Annotated in this window: 17 protein-coding genes; 7 read left to right on the forward strand and 10 right to left on the reverse strand. The window is 64.0% G+C overall.

All coding sequences use genetic code 11. The features are described 5' to 3' along the window. Nucleotides 1-9 precede the first annotated feature (9 nt). Complete coding sequence (locus NKJ11_RS04480; RefSeq protein ID WP_352611675.1) at nucleotides 10-696, reverse strand: D-lyxose/D-mannose family sugar isomerase; 687 nt, start codon at nucleotides 694-696, stop codon at nucleotides 10-12. 190 nt (nucleotides 697-886) lie between these two features. Here NKJ11_RS04480 and NKJ11_RS04485 point away from each other — a divergent pair, with 190 nt between their 5' ends. Further along, the gene (locus NKJ11_RS04485; RefSeq protein WP_023810181.1) at nucleotides 887-1,945 is read left to right on the forward strand and encodes a D-TA family PLP-dependent enzyme; all 1,059 of its coding nucleotides are present in this window, start codon (nucleotides 887-889) and stop codon (nucleotides 1,943-1,945) included. A 173-nt stretch (nucleotides 1,946-2,118) separates the two neighbouring features. On the opposite strand, the gene NKJ11_RS04490 is transcribed toward NKJ11_RS04485, so the two are convergent. The 8 genes from NKJ11_RS04490 to hutI form a co-directional block, all read right to left on the reverse strand. Next, a complete protein-coding gene (locus NKJ11_RS04490) occupies nucleotides 2,119-2,883 on the reverse strand; it encodes a heme ABC transporter permease (protein ID WP_023810180.1) in 765 nt (254 codons plus the stop codon). 135 nt (nucleotides 2,884-3,018) lie between these two features. Beyond that, nucleotides 3,019-4,800, reverse strand: a complete 1,782-nt coding sequence (locus NKJ11_RS04495; protein ID WP_352442518.1) for a glucan ABC transporter ATP-binding protein/ permease — start codon at nucleotides 4,798-4,800, stop codon at nucleotides 3,019-3,021. Between the two features lie 510 nt (nucleotides 4,801-5,310). Beyond that, nucleotides 5,311-13,893, reverse strand: coding sequence for a glycoside hydrolase family 94 protein (locus NKJ11_RS04500; RefSeq protein ID WP_352792761.1), 8,583 nt, complete (start codon nucleotides 13,891-13,893; stop codon nucleotides 5,311-5,313). Between the two features lie 267 nt (nucleotides 13,894-14,160). Further along, nucleotides 14,161-14,748, reverse strand: a complete 588-nt coding sequence (locus NKJ11_RS04505) for a HutD/Ves family protein (RefSeq protein WP_352792762.1) — start codon at nucleotides 14,746-14,748, stop codon at nucleotides 14,161-14,163. Nucleotides 14,749-14,760: 12 nt separating this feature from the next. Further along, nucleotides 14,761-16,431, reverse strand: coding sequence for a urocanate hydratase (hutU, locus tag NKJ11_RS04510; RefSeq protein ID WP_352792764.1), 1,671 nt, complete (start codon nucleotides 16,429-16,431; stop codon nucleotides 14,761-14,763). A gap of 26 nt (nucleotides 16,432-16,457) precedes the next feature. Continuing rightward, nucleotides 16,458-17,276, reverse strand: coding sequence for an N-formylglutamate deformylase (gene hutG, locus NKJ11_RS04515; RefSeq protein WP_352721273.1), 819 nt, complete (start codon nucleotides 17,274-17,276; stop codon nucleotides 16,458-16,460). Continuing rightward, nucleotides 17,276-18,817 carry a histidine ammonia-lyase gene (gene hutH / locus NKJ11_RS04520; protein ID WP_352792766.1) on the reverse strand — a complete coding sequence of 514 codons (1,542 nt, stop codon included), beginning with the start codon at nucleotides 18,815-18,817 and terminating at the stop codon, nucleotides 17,276-17,278. The genes hutG and hutH overlap by 1 nt, the downstream gene beginning before the upstream one ends. Continuing rightward, nucleotides 18,814-20,049, reverse strand: a complete 1,236-nt coding sequence (gene hutI, locus NKJ11_RS04525; protein WP_352792767.1) for an imidazolonepropionase — start codon at nucleotides 20,047-20,049, stop codon at nucleotides 18,814-18,816. The genes hutH and hutI overlap by 4 nt, the downstream gene beginning before the upstream one ends. 98 nt (nucleotides 20,050-20,147) lie before the next feature. On the opposite strand from hutI, the gene NKJ11_RS04530 reads away from it, so the two are divergent. Both NKJ11_RS04530 and hutC read left to right on the forward strand, forming a co-directional pair. After that, nucleotides 20,148-21,500 carry a formimidoylglutamate deiminase gene (locus tag NKJ11_RS04530; RefSeq protein WP_352792768.1) on the forward strand — a complete coding sequence of 451 codons (1,353 nt, stop codon included), beginning with the start codon at nucleotides 20,148-20,150 and terminating at the stop codon, nucleotides 21,498-21,500. Further along, nucleotides 21,497-22,237: a histidine utilization transcriptional repressor HutC gene (gene hutC, locus NKJ11_RS04535; protein ID WP_352792770.1), complete on the forward strand. Its 741-nt coding sequence runs from the start codon at nucleotides 21,497-21,499 to the stop codon at nucleotides 22,235-22,237. Before NKJ11_RS04530 ends, hutC begins: the two co-directional genes overlap by 4 nt. A gap of 148 nt (nucleotides 22,238-22,385) precedes the next feature. Here the strand turns inward: hutC and NKJ11_RS04540 are convergent, their stop codons facing one another. Then, nucleotides 22,386-22,730: a RidA family protein gene (locus tag NKJ11_RS04540; protein ID WP_352792771.1), complete on the reverse strand. Its 345-nt coding sequence runs from the start codon at nucleotides 22,728-22,730 to the stop codon at nucleotides 22,386-22,388. A gap of 227 nt (nucleotides 22,731-22,957) precedes the next feature. Between NKJ11_RS04540 and aztA the strand changes: the two genes are divergently transcribed. The 4 genes from aztA (at nucleotide 22,958) to NKJ11_RS04560 (ending at nucleotide 26,099) form a co-directional block, all read left to right on the forward strand. Next, complete coding sequence (aztA, locus tag NKJ11_RS04545) at nucleotides 22,958-23,767, forward strand: zinc ABC transporter ATP-binding protein AztA (RefSeq protein ID WP_023810169.1); 810 nt, start codon at nucleotides 22,958-22,960, stop codon at nucleotides 23,765-23,767. After that, nucleotides 23,767-24,642 (forward strand): zinc ABC transporter permease AztB, encoded by an 876-nt coding sequence (gene aztB, locus NKJ11_RS04550; protein ID WP_031212890.1) that lies wholly within the window; start codon nucleotides 23,767-23,769, stop codon nucleotides 24,640-24,642. Before aztA ends, aztB begins: the two co-directional genes overlap by 1 nt. Nucleotides 24,643-24,668: 26 nt before the next feature. Further along, the gene (gene aztC, locus NKJ11_RS04555; RefSeq protein ID WP_352792772.1) at nucleotides 24,669-25,610 is read left to right on the forward strand and encodes a zinc ABC transporter substrate-binding protein AztC; all 942 of its coding nucleotides are present in this window, start codon (nucleotides 24,669-24,671) and stop codon (nucleotides 25,608-25,610) included. A 150-nt stretch (nucleotides 25,611-25,760) separates the two neighbouring features. Continuing rightward, a complete protein-coding gene (locus tag NKJ11_RS04560) occupies nucleotides 25,761-26,099 on the forward strand; it encodes a protein tyrosine phosphatase family protein (protein ID WP_127270126.1) in 339 nt (112 codons plus the stop codon). The last annotated feature ends 133 nt before the right edge of the window (nucleotides 26,100-26,232 follow it).

Here is a 26,232-nt window from a genome sequence, read left to right on the forward strand (position 1 = left end):
CGGCGCCCCCTACCCCAGCCACTTCTCATAGTCGGACACCAGCAGGTGGATCGGGGCAACGTCTTCGTCGATGTTGGAAAAACGGCCGATCGGTTCGCGAAACACATTGTCGGTGAGATCGTCATTGACGGTCGAGACCTCGCCGATCAGCACGTCCTTGCCCTCGGCCCAGAAGGCATGCCAGACGCCGGGCAGCAGCGTAACGCTCTGGCCCGGGTCGAGCTTCAGGAGCCCACCCGCAGGCAGCCTGTGGATGGTTCCGTCGACCGGCACCGAAACCTCCGCCTTGGGATCGATGCCGCCGTCGCGGTCATGCATGAACAGTTCCAGCACCAGCTTGCCGCCGCCACGGTTGATGATGTCCTCGGCCTTGATGTTGTGGCGGTGCATCGGCGACAGCTGGTCCTTGCGCGAGATCATGATCTTTTCGGCATAGAGCATGCCCATGCCCTTCTTCATGTCCTCGTAGCGGCCGTTGCGAACGGTGAACAGGAACAGGCCGAGTTCCCTGAATTTCTCTTGCCCGTAATCGGTGATGTCCCAGCCAAGCCGCGAGGTGAATACGGCCGACGAGTCGACCTGACGCACCTTCGCCTCCTGCGGCGACCAATAGGCGAAGGGCGGCATGATGTAGCCGAACGAGCGGATGAAAGCGTCGGCTTCGCGGATGATGTCGTTGATGGCGGAGCGCTTCATGATCATGATCCCTTCGTATCGATTTGTCTGGCAAATCGCATAGCCGAACGTCGATGCGGTGTCGATCCATCTCGCCGCCTGTCCGGCGTTGCGCTTAGGCGCATGGACCACAAATCCGCTTCGCTGGCCGCGTGACATCACGGATTTTCAGGGCCATAAAACCCGCGGATTCCTCATGGGGTGAAAGATGATGCCGACCGTTCACGATCTCGATACGCCATCCATCCTGATCGACACCACGCGCGCGGAAGCCAACATTGCCCGCGCCCAGGCGCATGCCGACAAGAACGGGCTGAAGCTCAGGCCGCATATCAAGACGCACAAATTGCCCTACTGGGCGAAGAAGCAGGTGGCGGCCGGCGCCGTCGGCATCACCTGCCAGAAGATTGGCGAGGCCGAGGTGATGGCGGATGCCGGGCTGACCGATATTTTTCTTCCCTACAACATCCTTGGGCGCGCCAAGCTGGAGCGGCTTCTGGGGCTGCACGGGCGCGTCACCCTGTCGGTGACAGCGGACAGCATGGAGACGCTCGAAGGGCTGGCAACCACCTTCACCGATGCCGGTCATCGCTTGCAGGTGCTGGTCGAATGCGACACCGGCATGGGCCGCTGCGGCGTGCAGTCGGCTGATGAAGCGGTCGCGCTGGCAAGACAGATCGACAGAGCCGGCGGCCTCGCCTTCGGCGGACTGATGACCTACCCGGCCGCCGGGCGGGCAGCGGAGGCCGAAGCCTGGCTCACCGAGGCCAAGCAGGCACTTGCCGCGTCGGGCCTCGCCTGCGAACGCATCTCCAGCGGCGGCACGCCGGATATGTGGCGCTCCAGCGATACATCTGTTGTCACGGAGTATCGTCCAGGCACCTACATCTATCTCGACCGCTATCAGGTCGCCAAAGGCGTCGGCGGCCTCGACGACTGCGCGCTGACGGTGCTGTCGACGGTGGTCAGCCATCCCACAGCGACGCGCGCTATCCTCGATGCCGGGAGCAAGGCGCTGTCCAGCGATACGCTGGGTCTCGCCGATTTTGGCGAGTTGCTCGGCGTGTCGGGAGCGCGGGTGACGGGCCTGAGCGAGGAGCACGGCACCGTCACGCTTTCGGGCGACGGCAAGCTGCGCATCGGCGAGCGCGTGCGTGTCGTGCCCGACCATTGCTGCGTCGTCACAAACCTGTTCAACGAGGTCAATCTGGTCGACGGCGACACGGTGCTGGAAACGTTGCCCGTGGCGGCGCGGGGAAGGATGGGGTGAGGGTCATCGTCAAGGCCAGCGAACGCCGCAGTATCTTCAGCACGCCGGCGGGACAGCGCCCCCTCTGGCCTGCCGGCCATCTCCCCCTCAAGTGGGGAGATCAGCAGCTTCAGCGCCCCACTCACTGCTCAGAGATAGACGTTGGCGAAAGCGAAAATTACAGTCGACGCGCGTCAGTTGGCGGACCGCTCGGCCTGCCGTGCCGCAACCCTGCGCGTGGCAATCACCCGGCGGCGGCGGATTTCGGTGCGCATCGCCATCAGGTGCAGCGCGAAGAACAGCACGGTGAAGCCGAGCGCCATCACCAGTAGCGGCCATAGCAGGCTGGGATCGATGGTCGAGCCGCCCATGCGGAACACCGAGGCCGGCTGATGCAGCGTGTTCCACCAGTCGACCGAGAATTTGATGATCGGGATGTTGATGAAGCCGACCAGCGTGATGATGGCGGCGGCCCAGGCGGCGCGGCTTGCGTCGTCGAGTGCGCGGGTCAGCGCGATGATGCCGAGATACATCAGGAACAGCACGAAGACCGAGGTCAGACGCGCATCCCAGACCCACCAGGTGCCCCACATCGGCTTACCCCAGATCGAACCGGTGATCAGCGCCAGCGCGGTGAAGACGGCGCCGATGGGGGCTGCGGATTTCAGCGCGACATCTGCCAGCGGGTGCCGCCAGACAAGCGTGCCCAGCGCCGAGACCGCCATCAGCGTGTAGCACATCATGGCCAGCCAGGCGAAAGGCACGTGGATGTACATGATGCGGACGGTTATGCCCTGCTGGAAATCCTCAGGCGCGGCGAAGCTCATATAGAGCCCGACGGCGAGGATGAGTGTGGCGATCGTGGCCAGCCACGGCACGACCTTGTCCGCCAGCCCGACGAAGCGCGTCGGGTTGGCGAGATCCATCCAGCCGGTCAGGCGTGAAGTCGTGTCGCTCATGCGTTTCTACATAAACCGCCGCGGCGTTCGGAGCAATCGAGCGTGGTGTCGCAGACGCAATTGGGGCGGCCGTGCCTGTACTCTCACCTGGACCTATGGTCCGACCTCCCACAAGGGGAGGTCGGAGAAAGAAGCTCAGGCGGCTGCTTCCTGCTGTTGCTGTACGGTGCGGCTGAGGCGGCGGACTTCCTCGTCGTTGAGCAGGCCGCCGGCGCGCAACAGGCTGGCAAAGCGGCCATTGCGCAGCGACAGCTCGGTGAAGCCGCCCATCTCGACCACCCTGCCCTTGTCCATGAACACGACCAGATCGGCGTCGCGAACGGTGGTCAGGCGGTGGGCGATGATGAAGGTGGTGCGGTCGCGGCGCAGTTCGTCGATCGCTTCCTTGACGCGGTCCTCGGTCTCGACGTCGAGCGCGCTGGTCGCCTCGTCGAGCACCAGGATCGGTGCGTCCTTCAACACGGCGCGGGCAATGGCGATGCGCTGACGTTCGCCGCCCGACAGCTGGCCGCCACGTTCGCCAACCACCGTGTCGTAGCCATTGCTCTTGGACAGGATGAAGTCCTGTGCGGCAGCCGCATTGGCGGCGGCATGAATCTCGTCATTGCTTGCATCGGCGCGGCCAACACGGATGTTGTCCTCGATCGAGCGGTTGAGCAGCCCGGCATCCTGGAACACGGTGGCGATCGAATGGCGCACCGACTTGCGGGTCACGGTACGGGTGTCGATGCCGTCGATCAGGATACGGCCATGGGACGGCGAGAAGACACGCTGCAGCAGGTTGATGAGCGTGGTCTTGCCGGCGCCCGTCGGGCCCACAATGGCGACGGTCTGGCCCGCCTGCACCTCGAAGGACACGTCGTCGATGCCTTGGCCGGAATTGGCAAATTCGAAGCCGACATTCTCGAAGCGGACATGGCCGGTAACGTTGGCAAGATCGCGTAGGCCGTCCGGCTCGGCGGCATCAGCCGCGGAGTCCTCGAGATGGTAGAAATCCTCGAGCTTGGCACGGGCCTCGGAAATCTGGTTGGCGAAAGCCGACATCTGGTCGAGGCGAGCGATCAACATCGTGGCAAAACCGGTGAAGGCAATGACGTCGCCGACACCCAACTGACCACGAGTCACAAGATAGGAGCCGATCGACAACACGATCAGCATCGAGATTGCCGATGACAGACGGTGCAAGGCATTGGCCAGCGCCCACCAGTCGAGCACGGGGTTCTGCGCGTCGAGCAGGTTCTTGACGTAGCGGCGCAGCGTATCGGCCTCGTGGCCGAGGCGATTGTAGCTCTGCAGCACCGCAACGTTGCTGACCGAGTCGGTCACATGCGCGAACACCTTGTGGTAGTGACGCTCGACCGCAGCCTGGCCCGCCTTGGTGCGGCGCATGACCATCCGGCCGATGCCGACATAAAGCAGCCCGAGGCCAAGCAGCACCAGCGACATGCGCAGGTCCATGCTGATCGCGGTCGGAACCAGCAGCACGAGGGCGACAGCCGTGGACAGATGCTGGCGCATGAATTCGAGCCAAAGGCTGAACAGGGTTTCGACGGCGCGCAGCATCGTGTGCAGCGCATTGGAGGTGCCGTGCTGATGGTGCCAGGCGAGCGGCATGGTGATCACACGCTCGAAGGACTGGCACAGCACTTCGCTGCGCCGAGCATGGGCGAAGCGGTCAGCGCCGCGCGCCACCATGACGAAAGCAACGATGTTGAAGGCGCCGAGACCGGCCCACATGACCAGCGTGGTGAAGACAGAGCCACGCTCGGAGATGGCGCCGATGACGCGACCGAACATAATCGGCTCGAGAAGCGCTACGATGGCGAGAGCCACGTTGGCCGAACAGATCAACGCAACGCGTTTCCTGTCTGCGGCCAGATAACCGAGAGCTCGCCAGTAGATTTGCAGAAGGGTCACCCCAGTTACTCCGCCACGCTGTTTATTGTGCACTGCATCATTTTATTCGTACCGGTTGATACGTCGCAAAACAATGGCCGTGTACCCCTTCAGTTCCCTTAGAGCGAACAAAAGATGGCGACGTTCCGAAATCTGCCGTGATCACCTAACGGTTTGAGAAGACAGGTAAAATGTCAGGCATGCGGCGAAATCATGGCAGTTGGCACGTGCTGCCACAATTTTAATCAGCAACAATGTCGGGCGGATGACTAAGGCCGAAATCGCCTTTTGCGAAGTATAGAGCGAAACAAAGCTGCAGGGCGCCCTTCCAGGTGAAGGGAGGCCAAACTCTCACTGCTCGTGGCGCCCCTGTCGGATGCCTCAAGCCTTTGATTTCATGCACTCCTCGGTGGCATGTCCTTCAATCGGCAGGCGGCAACGCCAGGCGGGACGGCCTCTCATCCCGCCGTGGCGGCAAAAGTCGCGCCCCGGATCCCAGGCCCGAGCGCATAGTTTTTGAGCAACATTGCATTAAGCCGGGATCCGGATGACCACCTCGGCAACTTCGCCGTCCTTCAGTTCGACTGCCGAAACCTTGGTCTTTGCCCCATTCACCTCCAGCGACACGGCCTTGGCCTTATTGTCGCGGATGACGCGAACCCTGAGTTCCGCTCCCAGCATTTTGAGATTTGCCGAGTAACCGTCCCAGTGGCTCGGCAGCTTCGGCTTGAACTGGACACGCTTGCCACGCCGTTCGATGCCCAGAATGCCTTCGACCGCAGCCCTGTAGAGCCAGCCGGCAGAGCCGGTGTACCAGGTCCAACCGCCACGGCCGCCCTTGCCGTTGCCTGCATTGTCGTCGCCGGCATAGATATCGGCCGCCACGACATAGGGCTCGACACGATAGTGCTCGGCCGTGGCCTCGTCGGTCGCATGGTTGACGGGGTTCAGCATCGAGAAACAGCGATAGGCCTCGTCGACCTGTCCCATCTCGGCAAGCGCGATGACGAACCATGTGGCGGCGTGGGTGTACTGGCCGCCATTCTCGCGCACGCCGGGCGGATAGCTCTTGATGTAACCCGGGTCCTTTTCCGTCCTTGCGAAGGGCGGCGTGAACAGCTTGACGATCTTCAGCTTGTCGTCGACGAGCAGCTTCGTTGCTTGCTCCATCGCGGTCGTCGACCGTGCCGGATCGCCCTCTCCCGAAAGCACGCTCCAGGACTGGGCGATCGAGTCGATCTTGCACTCCTGCGAGTTGCGAGACCCCAAAGGGGTGCCGTCGTCGAAACTGCCGCGCCGGTACCATTCGCCGTCCCATGCGGTGCTCTCAAGCGCCCGCTTCAGAACATCGGCATGCTTTGCCCAGGCCTGTGCTCGCTTGGCGTCGCCCTCGGCCTTGGCGACGGGGGCGAAGTCGCCCAGCGTCTTCAGCAGGAACCAGCCGAGCCAGACGCTCTCGCCCTTGCCCTGCTCGCCAACGCGGTTCATGCCGTCGTTCCAGTCGCCGCCGAGGATCAGCGGCAGGCCCGCGGGGCTGCTGCGCTTGATGGCGAGATCGAGCGCACGCGCGCAATGGTCGTAGAGCGACGCTGTCTTCTTCGAGATTTCCGGGGTGAAGAAGGCATCGTGCTCGCCCTCGCCCAGCGGCTGTCCATCGATGAAGGCCAATTGCTCCTTCAGGATGGTGGCATCGCCGGTGACCAGCAAATAGCGCGCCGTGGCGTGGGCAAGCCAGACCACGTCGTCGGAGATCAACGTACGCACGCCAGCACCCGTGCGCGGCAGCCACCAGTGCTGCACGTCGCCTTCGGGGAACTGCCGCCGCGCCGCGTTGAGGATTTGGTCGCGCGCCAGTTGCGGGTCATGCGCCAGCAGCGCCAGCGTATCCTGCAACTGGTCGCGGAAGCCGAAGGCACCGCTGGCCTGATAGAAGGCGGAGCGGGCACGGATGCGGCAGGCCAGGCTCTGATAGGGCAGCCAGTGATTGACCATGGCGTCGAGCGCCTTGTCAGGCGTCTCGACCTGGATGGTGTCGAGAAAGCCGCGCCATTCGCGCTCATTGTCGGCCAGCCGCTGGTCGAAATCCTTGACCCGGTGCTCTTGCACCAGCGCGCTAGCCTCCTCGGCGGACTCGGCGTCGCCGAGCAGCCAGAGCAGCGTCACGTCGCCGCCAGCCGGAATCTCGACATCGCGGGCAATCGCCGCGCACGGATCGTCACCAGCCTCGACACGGCCAGACAGCGCCGCACCACTCAGCACCGCCTGGGGTAGCTCGCTGGAACCATGCCGGCCCAGGAACTCCGATCGGTCTGTTGTCACCGAATGGACGCCACCGTCGGCCGCGAGGAAAGCAACGCGCTCGCCGAAATCCAGCCCGTAGGGGTTTTGTGCCAGCAGCGCGCCGCTGGCGGCATCCCGCGACGGGACGATGGTTGCCGCCGTGCGCGACCGGTGCCCGCCGAGCACCCATTCGGCATAGGCATAGACACGCAGCCGCGCCGGCACCGAGCCGGAATTCTGGATGCGCAGCCGTGAGATCTTCAGCGGATCGACCGGATCGACGACATGGGTGAGATCCATCGACAATGGTCCGCGCTTCGAGCGGAAGGTCGAGAAACCCTGGCCATGCCAGGCCTCGTAGGTCATCGAGGGATCGCGCACCATGGCGGCGAGCGGCGAGAATGCCTTGCCGCTCGCCTGATCGTAGATATAGAAGCCCTCGCCCGGCCGGTTCGAGACCGGATCATTCGACCACGGCGTCAACTGGTAGTCGCGGCTGTTTCGGCTCCAGGTGAAGGCGGCGCCCTCGGCCGAGGTATGGAAGCCGAACGAGGCGTTGGAGACGACGTTGATCCACGGCTGCGGCGTCGTGCGCCGGCCGGCCAGGCGCACGACATAGTGCCGCCCGTCGCCGTCGAAACCGCCAAAGCCGTTCCACTGGCTGAGCCCGCTGCCATCGGCGCTGACATTTGCCACCGCCTGCGAGGCAGGAGCATGCGTCGTGGGTGTCGGCGACGGCAATTCACGCGGAATCGGCAATGCTGCCAGAGCGTCCCGCGCCTGCAGAGCCGCCGCCTCGGCGCGCTCGATCTGGTCGAAGATGGTGCCATTGCGCGTGTGCAGGACCACCCGGGCGACAGCGAGCAGCGTCTTGTAGGTGGTCTCGTCCATGAGGTCGCGGCGCACCGCGAAAATGTGCTGGCGCGGTCCGAGCTCCTTGCCGCGCAGGCGGCTGTTTTCGCACAGCGTCTCGACCGCCCGTTGCAGGTCCTGGACATAGGAGGACGCCTGCTCGTTGACGACGACGAAGTCGATCATCATGCCGCGGGTGCGCATATATTCCTGGAAACGCAGCGCCTGGGCAACGATTTCGAGATCGGCGACATCGCCGATCCTGACCAGGAAGATCGGGAAATCGCCGGAAATGCTTGTCGGCCACAGGCTCGACTGCTTGCCCAGCCCCGTGGCGATGGATTCAGCGGGAAGACGCAGGAACGGATCCGGATAGATCAGGTAGCGCGCCAGCTTCTGCACATTGGCGGCATCGGTCAGGCTGAGGCCCATATGGCGGGTCTGCACCTGGCTGCGCGTCCAGGCAAGCATGGCCTGGCGGGCAAAGCTCTCCGGATGGTCGAGGCGGGCGATGGCTTCGTCCAGCTCGGTGCGGCCAGCGCCGACGACGGTCCAGAAGGTCAGCGATATCTTCTTGTTGGCCGGCACGCGCACCTGGCGGCGGAGCGACGCGACGGGATCGAGCGTAAAGCCTGAATGGCCGCCCAGCCTGGCGCCCGGGTCGAAAGCGGCTGCGTCGACGATGGTACGGCCACGGCCGATGAAGGCGCGCCTGTCGGTCTCGGCCTCGGCATCGCGCGCCGATCCGGACGGATCGGTGACGAAATGCACCATGGCGATATCGGGCTCGCTGGTCTCGCGCTTGCGCCGCGTGGCGAAGATCGCCGCGTTGTTCGCAGAGATTTCGGTTTCCACGAACATCTTCGAGAAGGCCGGATGCGCGTTGTCGGACGCCTCCAGGCCGAGCACCAGTTCGGCAAAGGAGGTCACTTCGATGTGACGGTCGGACGGACCGTCATTGTAGAGCGTGACCCGACGGCCCTCGCCATTGCCTTCCGAGATGACGATGCATTCGACCTCGGAGCGCAACGTGCCCACCGATTTGACGAAGCTCGCCTTGTCGTCGGAGAACAAGGTCTGCGCCTTTTCCTCGGCGGCGCGCTTCGGTTCGGCTGTAGCCGACCACCAGTCACCTGAGCCTGCGTCACGCAGGAAGATGTAGGAGCCGAGCCGGTCCTCGGTCGGATCCGGTTGCCAGCGTGTGACGGAGAGATCGCCCCAGCGGCTGTAGCCCGAGCCGGTCGCGGTGACCATCACCGAATAGCGGCCGTTCGACATGACGTTGGTCGACCGCAGCGACTGCAGCGGATTGAGCACGATGCGGGTGTCGGGGCTGTCGACTTCGGTCTCGTCCTTGGAGCGTTCGTCGGCCTCGGTCCTGACGGTCGCGGTCGGGATGTCGCGCGGCGCCCTCTCCTGCAGCAAGAGTTCGGCCGATTCGATGACCGGGTCGCTGTGAAAGCGGTCGCGCATGCGACCTTCGAAGATGGCGTCGGCAACCGCCGCGATCGACATGCCCGAATGGTGGGCCATGTAGTTCTGGACGACGACGTGATCCGTGCCTTCCGGCACGCGCTGCGGCGTGAAGTCGACGGCATCGTAGTAACCGTGGCGGCCGAGCGCCCCGATCTCCCGCAATCGGGCGAGATTCAGCACGGCTTCACGCGGGTTGAACTGGGCCGCGAGTATGGTGGCGTAAGGCGCGATCACCGTGTTCTGGCCAAGGCCGCGCTTCAGCCCGAGACCTGGAACGCCGAAATTTGTGTATTGGTAGGTCAGTTCGCGGTCGCGCGCATTGTAGGCGGCCTCCGAAATGCCCCACGGCACGTTCTTCTGGCGGCCGTACTGGATCTGGCGCTTGATGATCAGCTTGCTGGTCTGGTTGAGGATCGAGCCCTGCGGCTCCTTCATCACCAGCGGCGGCATCAGGTATTCGAACATCGAGCCGGACCAGGACATCAGGGCGCCCTGGAAACCGATTTCGACGATCGGCCGGCCAAGCCGGAACCAGTGCTCCGTCGGCAGGTCGCCCTTGGCGATGGCGAACAGGCTGGTCAGCCGCGCCTCGGAGGCCAGAAGGTCGTAGCAGCTTTCGTCGAGCTGATGTTCCTCGACCCGGTAGCCGATCGACAACAGCTTGCGCTCCGGTCGCATCAGGAAGGAGAAATCCATCTCGAAGGCGTAGCGGCGCGTGCGCTCGCGCAAGGTGAGCAGCTTGGCACGCAGCGCCTCGACGGCATTGTCGTCGCTGTGCGCGTCATGGACGTGCGCTTCGCAGGTGGCTTCCAGCCTTGCCGCCCAGTCGACAATGACGTCGCTCTGGGGCGACACGGCCTCGGTATGGATGGCGGTGGCCAATTTGCGGATCTCGCCGGCCAGCACAGCCAGGTTGATGGTGCGGATCGACGCCATTTCGGGCTGCGCCTTGATGGTGTCGACAGCGCGCCGCATGCCGTCGAGACGGTCCGCGAGACGCTGGCGCAGCGGGCGCAACTGACGGCGGTCGTCGGGCAAATCATCGAGGCTTTCGCTGAGGATGGTGACCGTGTCGAGAATGCCTTCGAAATCGCCCTGGAGATGGACGGAGGGCGCTTCGGCCCATTCGGCGCAGGCCGCCGCCACCGCCACCAGATGGCCAGCGAGATTGCCGCTGTCGACAGCCGAGATGTAAAGCGGATAGAGCGGCTTCAGTGTCGTCGTGTCGTACCAGTTGAAGAGGTGACCGCGCTCACGCGGCATGCCCTCGATCGTCGCCATGGTGGCGTCGATGCGGGTGATGGCGTCGGACAGGCTGATCCAGCCGAAGTCGCGGGCGGAGACGACGGACAGCAGGTAGACGCCGATATTGGTCGGCGAGGTGCGTGGCGCCACCACCGGCGCCGGGCTTTCCTGGAAATTATCGGGCGGCAGATGGTGGTGTTCTGCCGTCACGAAGCTTTCGAAATAGTGCCACGTGCGCCGCGCCACCGTGCGCAGCGTGTGGATGTCGGCCTGCGATATGCGCAGCCGATCCTCGGTTTCAGCCGAACGGCTGATCCAGCTGGCGATGGCCGGCGAGCCAATCCAGAACAGGGCGAAGAAGAAGGCGACGAAGGCGCCGGTCGAATCGGCCAGCACCGGAATGGCAAGGCCGACGAAGCCGATGATCACGGCGCCATACATCATGCCGTAATAGGAACCGACATCGTTGTCGCCCGCCTTGTGCGCCTGCGAGGCGGTGCGCCATTCCAAAAGGTTCTGGCGGCTGACGAAGAGCCGGTAGATCGTGCGCACGATGGCATCGCCCATCATCCAGGCGTTGTGCGCCATCAGCACGATCTTCAGCGCCACCATGGCGGTGCCGAAGGCGACGTCGCGTGCCAGGGCCGAGAAATGACCGCGCGGCGTCTGGTCGCCGCTCTTGGGCAGGATGGCGTTGACGATGTCGAATGTCGGCGCCATGAACAGGCTGAGGATCAGCAGGGCCTGCCATTGCGCGGCCTGCGTGAAGGGCAGCAGCGTCCAGCCGGCGATCGCCGCCATCACCCAGAAGATCGGCGTCAATGAGCGGCGCAGATTGTCGATCATCTTCCAGCGCGACAGCGCCGGCACGCCGGAGCGCGGATCGAGCATGAAGCCGAGCAGCTGCCAGTCGCCGCGCGCCCAGCGATGGTGGCGCGAGGCGTCGACCGAGTATCGGGTCGGATAGTCCTCGACCAGTTCGACGTCGGTGACCAGCGCCGCGCGCGCCAGCGCGCCTTCCAGCAGATCGTGGCTGAGGATGGTGTTTTCCTCGATGCGGCCCTGCAGCGCGGCCTCGAAGGCGTCGACATGATAGAGGCCCTTGCCGGTGAAGGACCCGTCGCCGAAGACGTCCTGATAGAGATCGGACACGGCAAAGACATAAGGGTCGAGGCCGCGATTGGCCGAAAACACCCGCTGGAAGAACGACGCATCGTCGCCCGATGTCAGCGACGCGGTGATGCGCGGCTGCAGGATCGCGTAGCCGGCGGTGACGACGCGCTTGCTGGCATCGAAATGCGGCCGGTTGAGCGGGTGGCAGAGCTTGCCTACGAGGGTGGCGACTGCGTCACGGGTGGTGCGCGTGTCGGCATCGAGCGTCATCACATGGACGACGTTCTCCGGCAGCGGCACGTCGAGCGGCAGGAACGTGGTGTCGCTGTCGCCGCGCAGCAGAAGATCGAGCTCGTGCAGCTTGCCGCGCTTGCGCTCCCAGCCCATCCAGGCCCCTTGCGCCGCGTTGAAGAGCCGGCGCCGGTGCAGGATGTAGAAACGCGGCGCGCCTTCGGAGGGATAGCGGGCGTTGAGACGGGCGATTTCGGTACGGGCGAATTCGAGGATTTCGGTGTCCGCCGCATCGATCTCGGTCTTCGAGTCTGGCCAGTCCGACAGCAGCGCGAAATGGATTTCATCGGCCGTGTTGGCGAGATGATGCACCTCGATGTTGCGGATGTTTTCCTCGACATCGTCGCGCGAGCCGATCAGCGACGGCACCACCACCAACGTGCGCGCCTCGGGCGGCACGCCGTGTCGGTAATCGTAGCCGACGAGGCGCGTCGGTTTCAGGAACAGCGATACGACCGTGTTGAAGAAGGCGAGCGCGCCCTCGCTGGCCGGCACGGCAAAAAGCGCCAGCATGAGGACGATCGAGGGCACCGACAGGCCAAGATTGGCAAGCGCGTTGCCGGACAGAACGAGAAGCAGCGCCGTCAGCGCAAACACGGGCACGACGATGCCGAGCCAGCCGGTCTTGCGGAAGGCACGCTTGACTGTCTGGCTGATGGTGGGCCGATAGCCGATCGCCTTCTCCAGCTCCAGCCGGCGTGGGCCGACGAGAAAGAAGCCGACATCGGTGTGGGCGGACCCGGTTAAAACGACGTCGCCATCGCCATCACTAGCAGCGTGGCCGGCCAGCTCGATGGCCTTCTCGGCAACGCGATATTCCGAAAGGTTCGAGCGGCGCGCCAATTCCTCGATCGCGGTCCGGTACTGATCGCGCGAAAAAAAGTCGAGCGCGGCGAAATCGGTGCGCTCGCGCAGCACGGTGTCGATGCGGCTGACGCCTTCGAACCACACCGTCCAGTCGACGTCGTTGATGAGGCGCAGGCCGCGGATGATGTTGCCCGTTGTCACATTGCCGCTGGACAGCGTGTGATGTTCGGAAATGATGATTTCCTCGGCATCGGAGCCGGTCTTTTCAAGCTCGCCTTCCAGCCATTCCAGAGCCTTGCCGGCATTCTGCGATCCATCGCGCAACCGATAGAGCAGCTGGGTGGCGAAGGTGGTGTCCTGCGCGTGGGCGCTGAAGTTGGACAGGATCGACTGCCGGTCGGCGCTGTCGTCGGTGGCCAGGACCTTGTCGGCCACATCGTTGGCGATCTGGCGCATCTGGCGGGTGCGATTGACCCTGACGGCCAGCCGGCGGAGATTTTCGATCAGGACGAAGCGCAACAGCGAAGGCAGCGCCCAGAGTTCGCCGATCTTCAGCGGCTCGACCGACTGGAAACCCTGGACGATGGACTTGAACATCGTCGCCGAAACGGAACTGTCCGAATGCGCCACATAGGTCCAGGCCAGCGCCAGCGCGCGCGGCACAGTGCCGTTGTCAGGCAGTTTCAGCGTCGGCAACTGACGATAGAACCGGCGCGGCAGGTCGCGCTTGACCTGGAAAATGGTCTCTTCGACCAGGTAATTGTTGTCGAGCAGCCATTGTGCCGCCGGCGTGATCGTCTCGCCCCTCGCCTGCGCAGCATTGGTCGACCGGTAAACTTCCAAAATCTTCTTGGCGCTGTCCCGGATACGGGCCTGAAAATCAAAGGGCGTCAGGCCGAACAGGTCCGTGAGGTCGCCTTTTGCCAGGCTTTCGCCAAGCAGCCGAAGGCGCTCTTCGGGCAGGTAATTGGAACGGATCGGCTCTTCGGTAATGGCCGGGAAGCTTGCGCTTGTCTTCTCGATTTGGGCAGGATTCGTCTGAATATTCATTGAAAATTCCGTAAGCGGGCACTGAGCGGCGTCACCGCCACGGCAATGGCCCTAAAACCGGTTCAAATGCAATTGGTTGCATAAACCCCACTTGCCGAAAGTTTGTTTCCGCACCGCGACAGGGCGTCATCTCTCAGCAAGACTCAAAGACAAGCACCCTACTTCCCACCAAGCCAGATCGGCGGAGAGGATTCAGGCTTTTTCGTGATGCCGCCAGCAGCTTACGCTATATTTCGCCGGTACCGCGATCATGTTTGGAAACAAGCGTTAATCGTTGCCGGCGACGGCGCAGATCCGGATCACGAACAGCGTTGCCTCATGGGCGGGCTGGACAAGCAGGCCGGTGCTGACCGGACCGGACCGCAGCGTATCGAGCGGTCCGAGGCGAACCGGTTCAGCGGCGGGCACGCTGACGTCGCCGTTCAAGCACAGGATGAGCGTTGTGCCGGCTTCAGTCCGGATTTCCACGGGGGCCGAAATCACCAGGCGTTCGACCGAATGCGTCATCCGGCTTCGGCGGGTCATGACATTGAGATCGGTGATCGGTCCGCCGATCAGCGCGGCCGAGGTCCGCACGTCGGCAGGGAAAGAAAACAGGGCAGTCGTCCTGTTTATGGATGTCGGCGGGTGGCCGGCAATATCGAGGACGATGCCCTCGCCTTCGAGCACGGCAAGGGTGCGATCGATCCCGGCAAATTGCGAGAAAGGAGCGCTCAATTCGACGCGCGCCATCGAGACGCGCCAGTCGAAATCGTCGAGCCCGGCACCCCCAGGCGAGACGGCGATCTCCGTCGTCACCCCGCCGCCGTTCTTCCACGGCATCGACCGGTATTCGGCTGCCCGCAGAACACGCATCGGCTCAACCAATCAGCCGAGAATGCCGGGCAAATTGAGCTGGTGCTCCTTGGCGCATTCGACGGCGATCTCGTAGCCGGCATCGGCGTGGCGCATGACACCGGTCGCCGGGTCGTTCCACAACACCCGCTCCAGGCGCCTGGCGGCTTCGCGCGTGCCGTCGGCGACGATCACCATGCCGGCGTGCTGCGAGAAACCCATGCCGACGCCGCCGCCATGGTGCAGCGACACCCAGGTGGCGCCGGACGCCGTGTTGAGCAATGCGTTGAGCAGCGGCCAGTCGGATACCGCGTCCGAGCCGTCCTTCATCGATTCCGTTTCGCGGTTCGGCGAAGCGACCGAGCCGGAATCGAGGTGATCGCGACCGATGACGACAGGCGCCTTCAACTCGCCCCTGGCCACCATCTCGTTGAAGGCGAGCCCGAGCCGATGCCGGTCGCCGAGGCCAACCCAGCAGATGCGCGCTGGCAGACCCTGGAAGGCAATGCGCTCACGCGCCATGTCGAGCCAGTTGTGCAGATGGGTGTTGCCGGGCGTCAGTTCGCGCACCTTGGCGTCGGTCTTGTAGATATCCTCCGGATCGCCCGACAGGGCCGCCCATCGAAAGGGGCCGATGCCGCGGCAGAACAGCGGACGGATATAGGCCGGCACGAAACCTGGGAAGGCGAAAGCGTTCTCGAACCCCTCCTCCTTGGCCACCTGGCGGATGTTGTTGCCATAGTCGAGCGTCGGCACGCCGGCGTTCCAGAACGCCACCATCGCCTCGACATGTTCGCGCATGGAGGCGCGGGCTGCCTTCTCGACTTCCTTGGGGTCGCTGACGCGCTTCTCGCGCCACTCGGCCATCGTCCAGCCCTTCGGCAGGTAGCCGTTGATGGGATCATGCGCCGAGGTCTGGTCGGTGACCATATCGGGGCGAATGCCACGCCTGAACATCTCCGGCACGATGTCGGCCGTATTGCCAAGCAGGCCGACCGACTTCGCCTCGCCGGCCTTGGTCCAGCGTTCGATCTTTTCCAGCGCCTCGTCGAGCGTGTGAGCGCGCTCGTCGACGTAGCGGGTGCGCAGGCGGAAATCGATCGAGTCCGGATTGCATTCGATCGCCAGGCAGCAGGCGCCGGCCATGACGGCGGCGAGCGGCTGGGCGCCACCCATGCCGCCGAGACCGCCGGTCAGGATCCATTTTCCCCGGAGATTGCCGCCATAGTGCTGGCGGCCGGCCTCGACGAAGGTCTCGTAGGTGCCCTGCACGATGCCTTGCGTGCCGATGTAGATCCACGAGCCGGCCGTCATCTGGCCGTACATCATCAGGCCCTTCTTATCGAGCTCGTTGAACTTTTCCCAATTCGCCCAGTGCGGCACCAAATTGGAGTTGGCGATCAGCACGCGTGGGGCGTCGGGATGGGTGCGGAACACGCCGACCGGCTTGCCGGACTGGACCAGCAAAGTCTCGTCATCGGCCAGCGTCCTCAAGGAGGCGACGATGCGGTCAAAGTCGTTCCAGGTGCGCGCCGCCCGGCCGATGCCGCCATAGACGACCAGCTCGTTGGGATTTTCTGCAACATCCGGGTCGAGATTGTTCATCAGCATGCGCAGCGGCGCTTCCGTCAGCCAGGAGCGCGCGCTGATTTCGGTGCCGCGCGGGCTGCGGACTTCGCGGATGTTGTGGCGAGGATTGTTCATGGCGTCACTCCATAAAGGACCTGATGTCAGACGCGCGCCCAGGATGTCGCGGTCTCGAGGATTTTCCGCAGGGTGGCGCGGATCGGTGCTGCGAACTCTGCATCGTAAGGCACCGGCCAGTTGTCCGGCGTGCCCTTGCCATCGGGCTCGCGCATATAGCCGCGGTTGGAGAGTTCCATCTGCAGCGCATGCACACCTTGCTGCGGCTGGCCAAAATGGCGTGTGATCCAGCCGCCTTTGAAGCGGCCGTTGATGACAGAGGTTTCACCGGTTTCGGCCATGATCTGGCCGACCATCGCCTGCAGCGTCGGATCGGCGCTCCTGCCGTCATTGGTGCCGAGGTTGAAAACCGGCAGCGTGCCTTCAAACAGGCGCGGCAGCACTGAACGGATCGAGTGGCAGTCATAGAGGACGATCTTTTCGTGCAGGCCGCGCAACCGGTCGATTTCGGACTGCAGGGCGGCATGGTAGGGCACGAAGAATTTCTCGCGACGCTCGTCGATCTCCGACGGCCCCGGTTCTTCGCCCTCGCGATAGAGCGGATCGCCATCGAAAGTCTCGGTCGGGCAAAGGCCGGTCGTCGCCTGGCCGGGGTAAAGCGAGGCGCCGGAGGGATCGCGGTTGACGTCGATGACGGTGCGCGAGATCGCGGTGTGCACCACCGTCGCCCCGAGGCCGGCGGCAAAGTCATAGAGATTGTCGATCCACCAATCGCAATCGCGGCGGCCGAGCCAGGGCGAGACCAGCCGATTCTCAAGGCCGGCCAGGTCGATGCCGGTGTGCGGTAGCGACACCAGCAACGGGGCTGTGCCGGGCGTGACCGTCAGCCAGGGCGCGCTTGCCATCACATCGCTCCGGAAATCGACGGCAGAGCCACGCCGCCGGCGGCCTCGATGGCCGCACCGCTGCGCACCATGGCGATGGCTTTTTCCATATCGGGGTGGAAATGGCGGTCATTGTCGAGATGTGGCACTTCGGCCCGGACCAGCTTGCGCACTGCCTCAAGGGCATCGCTCGACGCCAGCGGCGCATGGAAGTCGCAGCCTTGCGCGGCGGCCAGCAATTCGATGCCAACCACCGCCGTTGCATTCTCGACCATGCCGATCAGCCGGCGCGCACCGTGCGCGGCCATCGAAACATGGTCTTCCTGGTTGGCCGATGTGGGAATCGAATCGACGCTGGCCGGATAGGCTTTCTGCTTGTTTTCCGAGACGAGAGCCGCCGCCGTCACCTGCGGGATCATGAAGCCGGAGTTCAGACCGGGCTTCGGCGTCAGGAAGGCCGGCATGCCCGAAAGTGCCGGATCGACAAGCATGGCAATGCGGCGTTCCGACAGCGAGCCGATCTCGCAGACCGCGAGCGCGATCATGTCGGCGGCGAAGGCCACCGGTTCGGCGTGAAAATTGCCGCCGGAAAGCGCGGTGTCATCCTCGGCGAAGATCAGCGGATTGTCGGTGACGCCATTGGCTTCGGTGCCCAGCGTGTCGGCCGCCTGGCGCAGCACGGTGAGTGCGGCGCCCATGACCTGCGGCTGGCAGCGCAGGCAATAGGGATCCTGCACGCGTTCGTCGCCAACCCGATGCGATTCACGGATGGCGCTGCCGGCCATCAGATTGCGCAGGGCGTCGGCCGTCTCGATCTGGCCGGGATGCTTTCTCAGCACATGGATGCGCGGATCGAAGGGGGCGTCAGAACCTTTTGCCGCGTCGGTCGATAGGGCACCAGCGACCAGCGCCGATTGATAGAGCACTTCGGCCTCGAACAAGGCGGCCAGCGCATAGGCGGTCGAAAACTGGGTGCCGTTGAGCAGCGCCAGGCCTTCCTTGGCGCCCAGTGTCACCGGCTCCAGTCCATGTGAGACGAAGGCGACCTTGGCCGGGAAACGGCCATGCGGGGTAAAACATTCGCCGACGCCGATCATCACCGCGGTCATGTGCGACAGCGGGGCAAGGTCCCCGGAGGCGCCGACCGAACCCTGCGCCGGCACCACCGGGATGACGTCGTTGGCCAGCATTGCTTCCAGCAATTCGATGGTTTGCGGCCTCACGCCGGACGCGCCCTGCGCCAGGCTGGCGAGCTTCAGCGCCATCATCAGCCTGCAGACAGCAACCGGCATCGGCTCGCCGACGCCGGCGGCGTGCGACAGAACGATGTTGCGCTGCAAGGTCTCGAGATCCTCGGCCGGGATGCGGACGCTGGCCAGTTTGCCGAAACCGGTGTTGATGCCATAGACCGGTTCGCCCTTGGCGACGATCCTGGCGACGGCCTCGGCGCTCGCCTTGATCTTTGGCCGGCAGGCGTTGTCCAGCTTGGGCACGGCGCCACGATAGATGGCGCGCCAGTCCGCCAGCGTCGCATTGCCGGGCTTCAGGGTCAGTTCGGTCATTGTCCTCTCCAAATGCGGGCATGCAGCGGGTTGAAGCCCATGCGGTAGACGAGTTCGGCGGGGCGCTCGATGTCCCAGATCGCCAGGTCGGCGGACTTTCCGACCTCAAGCGTGCCGGTTTCTTCCAGCAAACCAAGCGCGCGGGCCGCCTCGCGGGTGACGCCGGCAAGACATTCATCGACGGTCAGGCCGAACAGGGTCGCGGCCATGTTCATGGTCAGGAGCAGCGAGGTCAGCGGCGAGGTGCCGGGGTTGTTATCGGTGGCGACAGCCATCTTGACGCCGTGCTGGCGAAACAGGCCGATCGGCGGCTTCTTGGTTTCGCGAATGAAATAATAGGCGCCGGGCAGGATCGTCGCAACGGTTCCGGCCTTGGCCATCGCCGCCGCACCTGCCTCATCGGTGTATTCGAGATGATCGGCCGACAGCGCACCATAGCGGGCGGCGAGTTCGGCGCCATGCAGGTTGGACAGTTGGTCGGCATGGAGCTTGACCGGCAGGCCGGCCGCCTTGGCCGCATCGAAGACGCCCGCCATCTGTTCCGGCGAAAAGGCGATGCCCTCGCAAAAACCGTCGACGGCATCGGCCAGTCCCTCGGCGGCAACCGACGGAAGAATCTCATTGGCGACCAGATCGATAAAAGCGTCCTTGTCGCCCTTGGCTTCCGGCGGCAGCGCGTGAGCGCCGAGGAAGGTCGTGCGGATCGTCACCGGCCGTTGCTCGCCCAGTTGGCGGGCGGCACGCAGCGACTTCTTCTCGTTTTCGAGGTCGAGGCCATAGCCGGACTTGATCTCGACGGTGGTCACGCCTTCGGCGATCAGCGCATCGAGGCGCGGCAGCGATTGAGTGACCAGTTCGTCTTCGCTGGCGGCGCGCAAGGATTTGACCGACGAAACAATGCCGCCGCCGGCCCGGGCGACCTCTTCATAAGTGGCGCCGGCCAGCCGCATCTCGAATTCGTTGGCGCGGTTGCCGGCATGGACCAGATGGGTGTGGCAGTCGATCAGGCCGGGTGTGATCCAGCGGCCCTCGCAATCGATCGTCTCGACGCCCTGGGCAAGTGTTGGGGGCAGCTCCGACTCGGGGCCGGCATAGACAATGCGGCCGTCACGCGAAGCGACCGCGCCGTGTTCGACGATGCCAAGTCCGGCAGACTCTTCGGCCATGGTCGCGAGCCGCGCATTGCGCCACAGACGAAGATCCCCTGCCCGGCTTTTGCTCTGTCCAGCCATCATCTTTTCCGTTTCAATCGATGACGATTATGTATATACATATCGAAACGCACTGCAAGTGCCATCATCGCATGAGAGACAGAGAACCGGAGAGAAAAGTGGCAGCGATCTTTGCGGAACAGGCGCTCCTTCCCAATGGCTGGCGCGATAATGTGCGGATCACCCTGGCCGAGGGGCGCATTACAGCCGTTCAGCCTGGTGCCGCTGCGACAGCCGACGACGAACGCCACGCGATCCTGTTGCCCGGCATGCCCAATTTGCACAGCCACGCCTTCCAGCGCGGCATGGCCGGCCTTGCCGAGCTTCGCGGCCCCTCCGCCGACAGTTTCTGGAGCTGGCGAGAGGTGATGTACCGCTTCGCCCTGTCGATGACGCCCAATCAGGTCGAGGCGGTTGCAGCGCAGCTCTATGTCGAGATGCTGGAGGCCGGTTTTTCCCGCGTCGGCGAATTTCACTATCTGCATCACGACCGCGATGGAAAACCCTATGCCAACCTCGCCGAGATGGCCGAACGCATTGCGGCCGCGGCCGGCGAGACGGGCATCGGCCTGACGCTGTTGCCGGTGTTTTATGCGCACTCGTCTTTCGGCGGTGCCGTGCCAAACGAAGGCCAGCGGCGATTCATCAACGATGTGAATCGGTTCTCGCGGCTTGTTGAGAAATGCCGCGAATCGGTTCGTGCACTGAATCAGGCTGTCGTCGGCGTCGCTCCGCACAGTTTGCGCGCCGCGACACCGGAAGAACTGATTGAGGTGACTGCCATAGCACCGGATGGGCCTATCCACATCCACATTGCCGAGCAGGTGAAAGAGGTCGAGGATTGCCTTGCCTGGTCGGGCGCGCGGCCGGTCGAATTTCTGCTTGGGCATGCCAAGGTCGACAAGCGCTGGTGCCTGATCCACGCCACGCACATGACCGATGCTGAAACCGTTGCCATGGCCAGGAGTGGCGCCATCGCCGGCCTTTGCCCGATCACCGAGGCCAATCTCGGCGACGGCACTTTTGCAGCGCCACTGTTCAGAGACCATGGCGGCCGCTTCGGGGTCGGCTCCGATTCCAACGTGCTCATCGGCCTCCCGGACGAGTTGCGCCAGCTCGAATATTCGCAGCGCCTCGCCCGCCGCGCCCGTAATGTGCTGGCGGTCGCCGGCGGCTCGACCGGCCGCGCACTGTTCGCCGCCGCACTCGACGGTGGCAGCGTCGCGCTTGGCGCCGGCGCCTCGCAGATCGCCGCCGGCGCATCCGCCGATCTCGTCTCGCTCGATCCCAAAAATCCCTCGCTGGCCGGCAAGAGCGGCGACGCGATCCTGGACGCCTGGATCTTCGCCAATGGCGGCAAGGTCGACTGCGTCTGGGTGCATGGCCGCAAACAGGTCAGCGGCGGCAGGCATGTGAAGCGAGAGGCCATCGCCGGGCGGTTTCGCAGCGTGATGACGGCGCTTTCGGCATGAGCATGACCGACACAGTGGTAGCGGAAGGTGGCGGCTCGCTGCACCAGCGCATCCTGACCGACATTAGCGAGAAGATCACGTCCGGTGCCTGGGCGCCCGGCCATCGCATCCCGTTCGAGCACGAATTGAGCGTGCAATACAATTGCTCGCGCATGACGGTGAACAAGGCGCTGTCACAGCTTGCCAAGGCCGGGCTGATCGAACGCCGCCGCCGCTCAGGCAGCTTTGTGCGCCGGCCGCAGTCGCAAGCGGCGGTGCTGGAAATCCACGATATCCGCATCGAGGTCGAAGCGCTCGGTCTGCCCTATCGCTACGAGCGCGTGATGCGACACAAAAGGCGCAGCAGCGCCGGGGACCGCGCGCTGCTCGAGCTGGGCGTGGCCGGACCGGTGCTGGCGCTGGAGTGCGGGCATTTCGCCGGCGAGCGGCCGTTCGCGCATGAGCAGCGGCTGATCAACCTCACCGCCGTGCCTGAAGCAGCCGATGAGGAATTCCTGGCCATAGCGCCAGGGCCATGGCTGATCGGCCGCGTGCCGTGGAGCGAAGCCGAGCACCGGATTCGCGCTGTCGCCGCCGACAGGCATATAGCGGCCGCACTCGACATCGAAGCCGGCGCGCCATGCCTGGTGGTAGAGCGACGGACATGGAGCGCCGAACATCCGGTCACCCATGTGCGCTTTACCTACGCGGCCGAGAGCCACACGCTGGTGGCAAGGTTCAGGCCCTCGCAGGGGTGAGGCGTGTCCAGCCGCAGGCTGGCGAAAAGCCAACGATTTGGCTTTTCGAACGCCGAACGCCCGGAGCCATAGCGGAGGGCAGCGGCGCCGACCCCCACCCGGACCTTCGGTCCGACCTCCCCACAAGGGGGAGGTAGAAGGCCGCCGATCAAATCGCCGCGGTAATAATAATCTCGACCAGATAATCGGGGGTGGCGAGCTTTGCTTCGCCGGTGGCGCGGGCCGGCGTGTTGCCTTGCGGCACCCACTTGTCCCACTCAGCATTCATCTCGGCAAAGGTGCTCATGTCGGCCAGCCAGATGATCGCCTGCAGGATCTTGGTCTTGTCGGAACCGGCCTTGGCCAGCAGGTCGTCGATGGCCGCCAGGATGTCCCTGGTCTGCGAAGCGACGTTGCCGGTTGGCTGGCCGACCTGACCAGCCAGATAGACGGTATTGCCATGGATGACGATCTGGCTCATGCGCGGGCCAATATCGATGCGACGAATGCTCATTGGATGGTTCCTTCCTGTGGCGGTTGCGCTTCTTTAGAGTCGCGACCGGCTTCGGGCAAGATCGTCAGGTCGAATCCCCTTGGGCCAACGGCATATGGATGTGCAAACACGGCAAGTTGACCCTACGGCCGCAATTCCGCCGGATTGGCTTGTTGACTAATGTAATAACATCACATATCCAGTCGGCCGCTGCCAGCAGCCGGATTTCGCCGCCTACGGATCGCAGAATGACAAATACCTGCCTGACATTCCGCGACCTGACGCTTGGCTACGGCAGCCATCCGGCGATCCATCATCTCGACGGCACCATCCGCAAGGGCTCGCTGACCGCTGTGGTCGGCGCCAATGGCTCCGGCAAATCGACGCTGATGAAAGGCATTGTCGGCGTCCTGAAGCCGATGGCCGGCGAGGTTATCCGCGCGCCCGGTGTACGTGCCGCTTATCTGCCGCAGCAATCGGAGCTCGACCGCTCCTTTCCGGCACGGGTGGTGGATCTGGTTTCGCTCGGCCTGTGGCCACGGCGCGGCCTGCTTGGCCGCTACACCAAGGAAGATCGCGAAGACGTCAGCAAGGCGCTGATGGCGGTTGGCCTCGGCGGTTTCGAGAAGCGGCCGATCGACACGCTGTCGGGCGGCCAGTTGCAGCGCACGCTGTTTGCGCGTGTCCTGCTGCAGGACGCCGACCTCATCCTGCTCGACGAACCCTTCAATGCTGTCGACGCCAAGACGGTCGGCGACCTCATTGCCCTGATCAAGCACTGGCATGGCGAGGAACGCACCATCATGGTTGTCGTGCACGATCTGGACCTGGTGCGGCAGAATTTCCCCGAAACGCTGCTTCTCGCCCGCCAGCCGATCGCCTGGGGCGAAACCAGGGAAACGCTGAAGCCTGATAACCTGTTGCGCGCCCGCCGCTTCCACGAAGCCTGGGAAGAAAATGCACCCTGGTGCGAGCCGGGCGAGGACGCTCATGGTCACGATCACCATGGCCACGATCACCATGACCATCAACACGGCGTCGGACCGAGGGCTGCCTGATGGACATGCTTTACGGTCTTGTCATCGCGCCCTTCGCCGATTTCGGCTTCATGCAGCGGGCTTTGATCGGTTCGCTGATGCTGTCGCTCGGCGCCTGCCCTATCGGCGTCTTCCTGATGCTGCGGCGCATGAGCCTGTCGGGCGACGCGATGGCGCATGCAATCCTGCCCGGTGCGGCCGCCGGCTTCCTGTTCTATGGGCTGGAGATCCTGCCGATGACCATCGGCGGCCTGATCGCCGGCGTCATCGTCGCGCTCGGCGCCGGCGCCGTCTCGCGCTTCACCATCCAGCGCGAGGACGCCTCGATGGCGGCGTTCTATCTGATTTCGCTCGCCATCGGCGTGCTGATGGTGTCAATCCGCGGTTCCAGCGTCGATCTCATGCACGTGCTGTTCGGCACCGTGCTGGCGCTCAACGATGAGGCCCTGACGCTGATCGGCGGCATCGTCGCGGTGACGCTGGTCAGCCTCGCCATCTTCTGGCGGGCGCTGGTCGCCGAATGCCTCGACCCGCTGTTCCTGCGCTCGGTCAGCCGGCTCGGCAGTCCGGTGCATTTCATCTTCCTCGGCCTTGTCGTGCTCAACCTTGTCGGCGGCTTCCAGGCACTCGGCACGCTTCTGTCGGTTGGGCTGATGATGCTGCCGGCCGCAGCCGCCCGCTTCTGGACAGTTCGCGTCGAGCCGATGTGCGTGCTGGCGGTGCTGATCGGCTTCGCGTCCTGCGTCGCCGGGCTGCTTTTGTCCTATCACGCGTCACTGCCGTCCGGCCCGGCCATCATCCTGTCGGCCGGCGTCGTCTATTTCGCCTCGATCCTGTTTGGCACGCGCGGCATTCTGCGCGCGCGCATCATCCATCACCGTCACAGAACGGCCTGATCCCGCCCCTAGAAGGAGACCCGTCTATGCTGAAATCGATCCATGCCGCCTTGGCTATGAGCGTTATAACATTAACCGCCTTTGGCGCATCGTCGGCCTTGGCGGCACCGCTGAAAGTGGTCGCCAGCTTCACCGTCATTGCCGATTTCGCCAAAAATGTCGGCGGCGACCGCATCGACGTCACCACCATTGTCGGGCCGGATGGCGACGCCCATGTCTACGAGCCTAGCCCGGCCGATGCGGTTGCCATGGCCAAGGCCGACATCGTTCTGGTCAACGGCCTGCATTTCGAAGGTTTCCTGCAGCGGCTGGTCGATGCCAGCGCCACCAAGGCGTCTATCATCACCTTGACCAAGGGCGTGACGCCGATCGATTTCAAACCTGAATTCGCCGATGCCGACGCGGCCGAAGGTGCCGGCACCGGCGGCGGCAAGACGGTCACCGATCCGCACGCCTTCCAGTCGATCGCCAATGCCAGGATCTACGTGAAGAACATCGCCGAGGCTTTCTGCGCGGCGGATGCGGAAGGCTGCGTCAGCTACCAGACCAATGCCGCCGCCTACACGAAGAAGCTCGACGCGGTCGAAGGTGAAGTGAAAACTGCGATTGCCTCGATCCCGGAGAGCAAGCGCGTCGTCATCACCTCGCATGACGCCTTCGGCTATTTCGAACACGCATACGGCCTGACCTTCCTCGCCCCGCAAGGCATCTCGACCGACTCCGAGCCATCCGCCGCAGACGTCGCCAAACTGGTCAATCAGGTGAAGCAGGACAAGGCGGCTGCGATCTTCGTCGAGAACATCACCAACCCGCGCCTGATCGAACAGATCGCCAGCGAAACCGGCATCAAGGTCGGCGGCACGCTCTATTCGGATGCGCTGTCGCAGCCCGACGGCCCGGCCGCGACCTATATCGACATGATGCACAACAACATCCGTCAGATCAAAGGCGCCATTCTCGGCAGCTGAGTATGAAGGATTGTGCAGCCGGGCCGCATCGGCCCGGTTGGATTTTCCGGCACGCAGTGTCTATTTGGCAGAGAATTCTTTCGGTACGGATTGCCGCCCATGTCGGGGAGTGGCAAGACTGCCGCCTGACCAGTTTGCGAGGATGCTGCCATGGAATACCGCGAAATCAGCGAGGACTATTCGGTTTCGGGCCAGATCCAGCCTGAGGACGTCGCCGCCATCAAGGAAGCCGGCTTCAAGAGTGTCATCTGCAACCGGCCCGATGACGAACAGCCCGGCCAGCCTTCTGCCGACACCGTCAAGGCAGCGGTCGAAGCCGCAGGGCTTGCCTTCCGCTACATCCCCGTCATCAGCGGCCAGATCACCGCCGAGAATGTCGAGGATCAGGCCGAAGCGCTCGACGAGCTCGACGGCCCGGTCTTCGCCTATTGCCGCTCCGGCGCCCGCTGCACCAATCTCTATGGGCTGATCCAACAGTCGAAGGGCTGAACGGCCTTTCCGTCATTCCGTAGCTGGCGATCCTTCACACCCCCTCTGGCCTGCCGGCCATCTCCCCCGCAAGGGGGAGATCGGCAGCTTCGCCGCCAAGGCTCTTCCTGCAACGTTGGCGATTGGCGAAGGG

This window comes from Mesorhizobium sp. M0243 (genome assembly GCF_040321775.1).
Classification (GTDB): domain Bacteria; phylum Pseudomonadota; class Alphaproteobacteria; order Rhizobiales; family Rhizobiaceae; genus Mesorhizobium.

Coding starts and splice junctions, on each gene's coding strand:
- NKJ11_RS04480 (WP_352611675.1), bottom strand. CDS start 696: ATGAAGCGCTCCGCCATCAACGACATCATCCGCGAAGCCGACGCTTTC.
- NKJ11_RS04485 (WP_023810181.1), top strand. CDS start 887: ATGCCGACCGTTCACGATCTCGATACGCCATCCATCCTGATCGACACC.
- NKJ11_RS04490 (WP_023810180.1), bottom strand. CDS start 2,883: ATGAGCGACACGACTTCACGCCTGACCGGCTGGATGGATCTCGCCAAC.
- NKJ11_RS04500 (WP_352792761.1), bottom strand. CDS start 13,893: ATGAATATTCAGACGAATCCTGCCCAAATCGAGAAGACAAGCGCAAGC.
- NKJ11_RS04505 (WP_352792762.1), bottom strand. CDS start 14,748: ATGCGTGTTCTGCGGGCAGCCGAATACCGGTCGATGCCGTGGAAGAAC.
- hutU (WP_352792764.1), bottom strand. CDS start 16,431: ATGAACAATCCTCGCCACAACATCCGCGAAGTCCGCAGCCCGCGCGGC.
- hutG (WP_352721273.1), bottom strand. CDS start 17,276: ATGGCAAGCGCGCCCTGGCTGACGGTCACGCCCGGCACAGCCCCGTTG.
- hutH (WP_352792766.1), bottom strand. CDS start 18,817: ATGACCGAACTGACCCTGAAGCCCGGCAATGCGACGCTGGCGGACTGG.
- hutI (WP_352792767.1), bottom strand. CDS start 20,049: ATGGCTGGACAGAGCAAAAGCCGGGCAGGGGATCTTCGTCTGTGGCGC.
- hutC (WP_352792770.1), top strand. CDS start 21,497: ATGAGCATGACCGACACAGTGGTAGCGGAAGGTGGCGGCTCGCTGCAC.
- NKJ11_RS04540 (WP_352792771.1), bottom strand. CDS start 22,730: ATGAGCATTCGTCGCATCGATATTGGCCCGCGCATGAGCCAGATCGTC.
- aztA (WP_023810169.1), top strand. CDS start 22,958: ATGACAAATACCTGCCTGACATTCCGCGACCTGACGCTTGGCTACGGC.
- aztB (WP_031212890.1), top strand. CDS start 23,767: ATGGACATGCTTTACGGTCTTGTCATCGCGCCCTTCGCCGATTTCGGC.
- aztC (WP_352792772.1), top strand. CDS start 24,669: ATGCTGAAATCGATCCATGCCGCCTTGGCTATGAGCGTTATAACATTA.
- NKJ11_RS04560 (WP_127270126.1), top strand. CDS start 25,761: ATGGAATACCGCGAAATCAGCGAGGACTATTCGGTTTCGGGCCAGATC.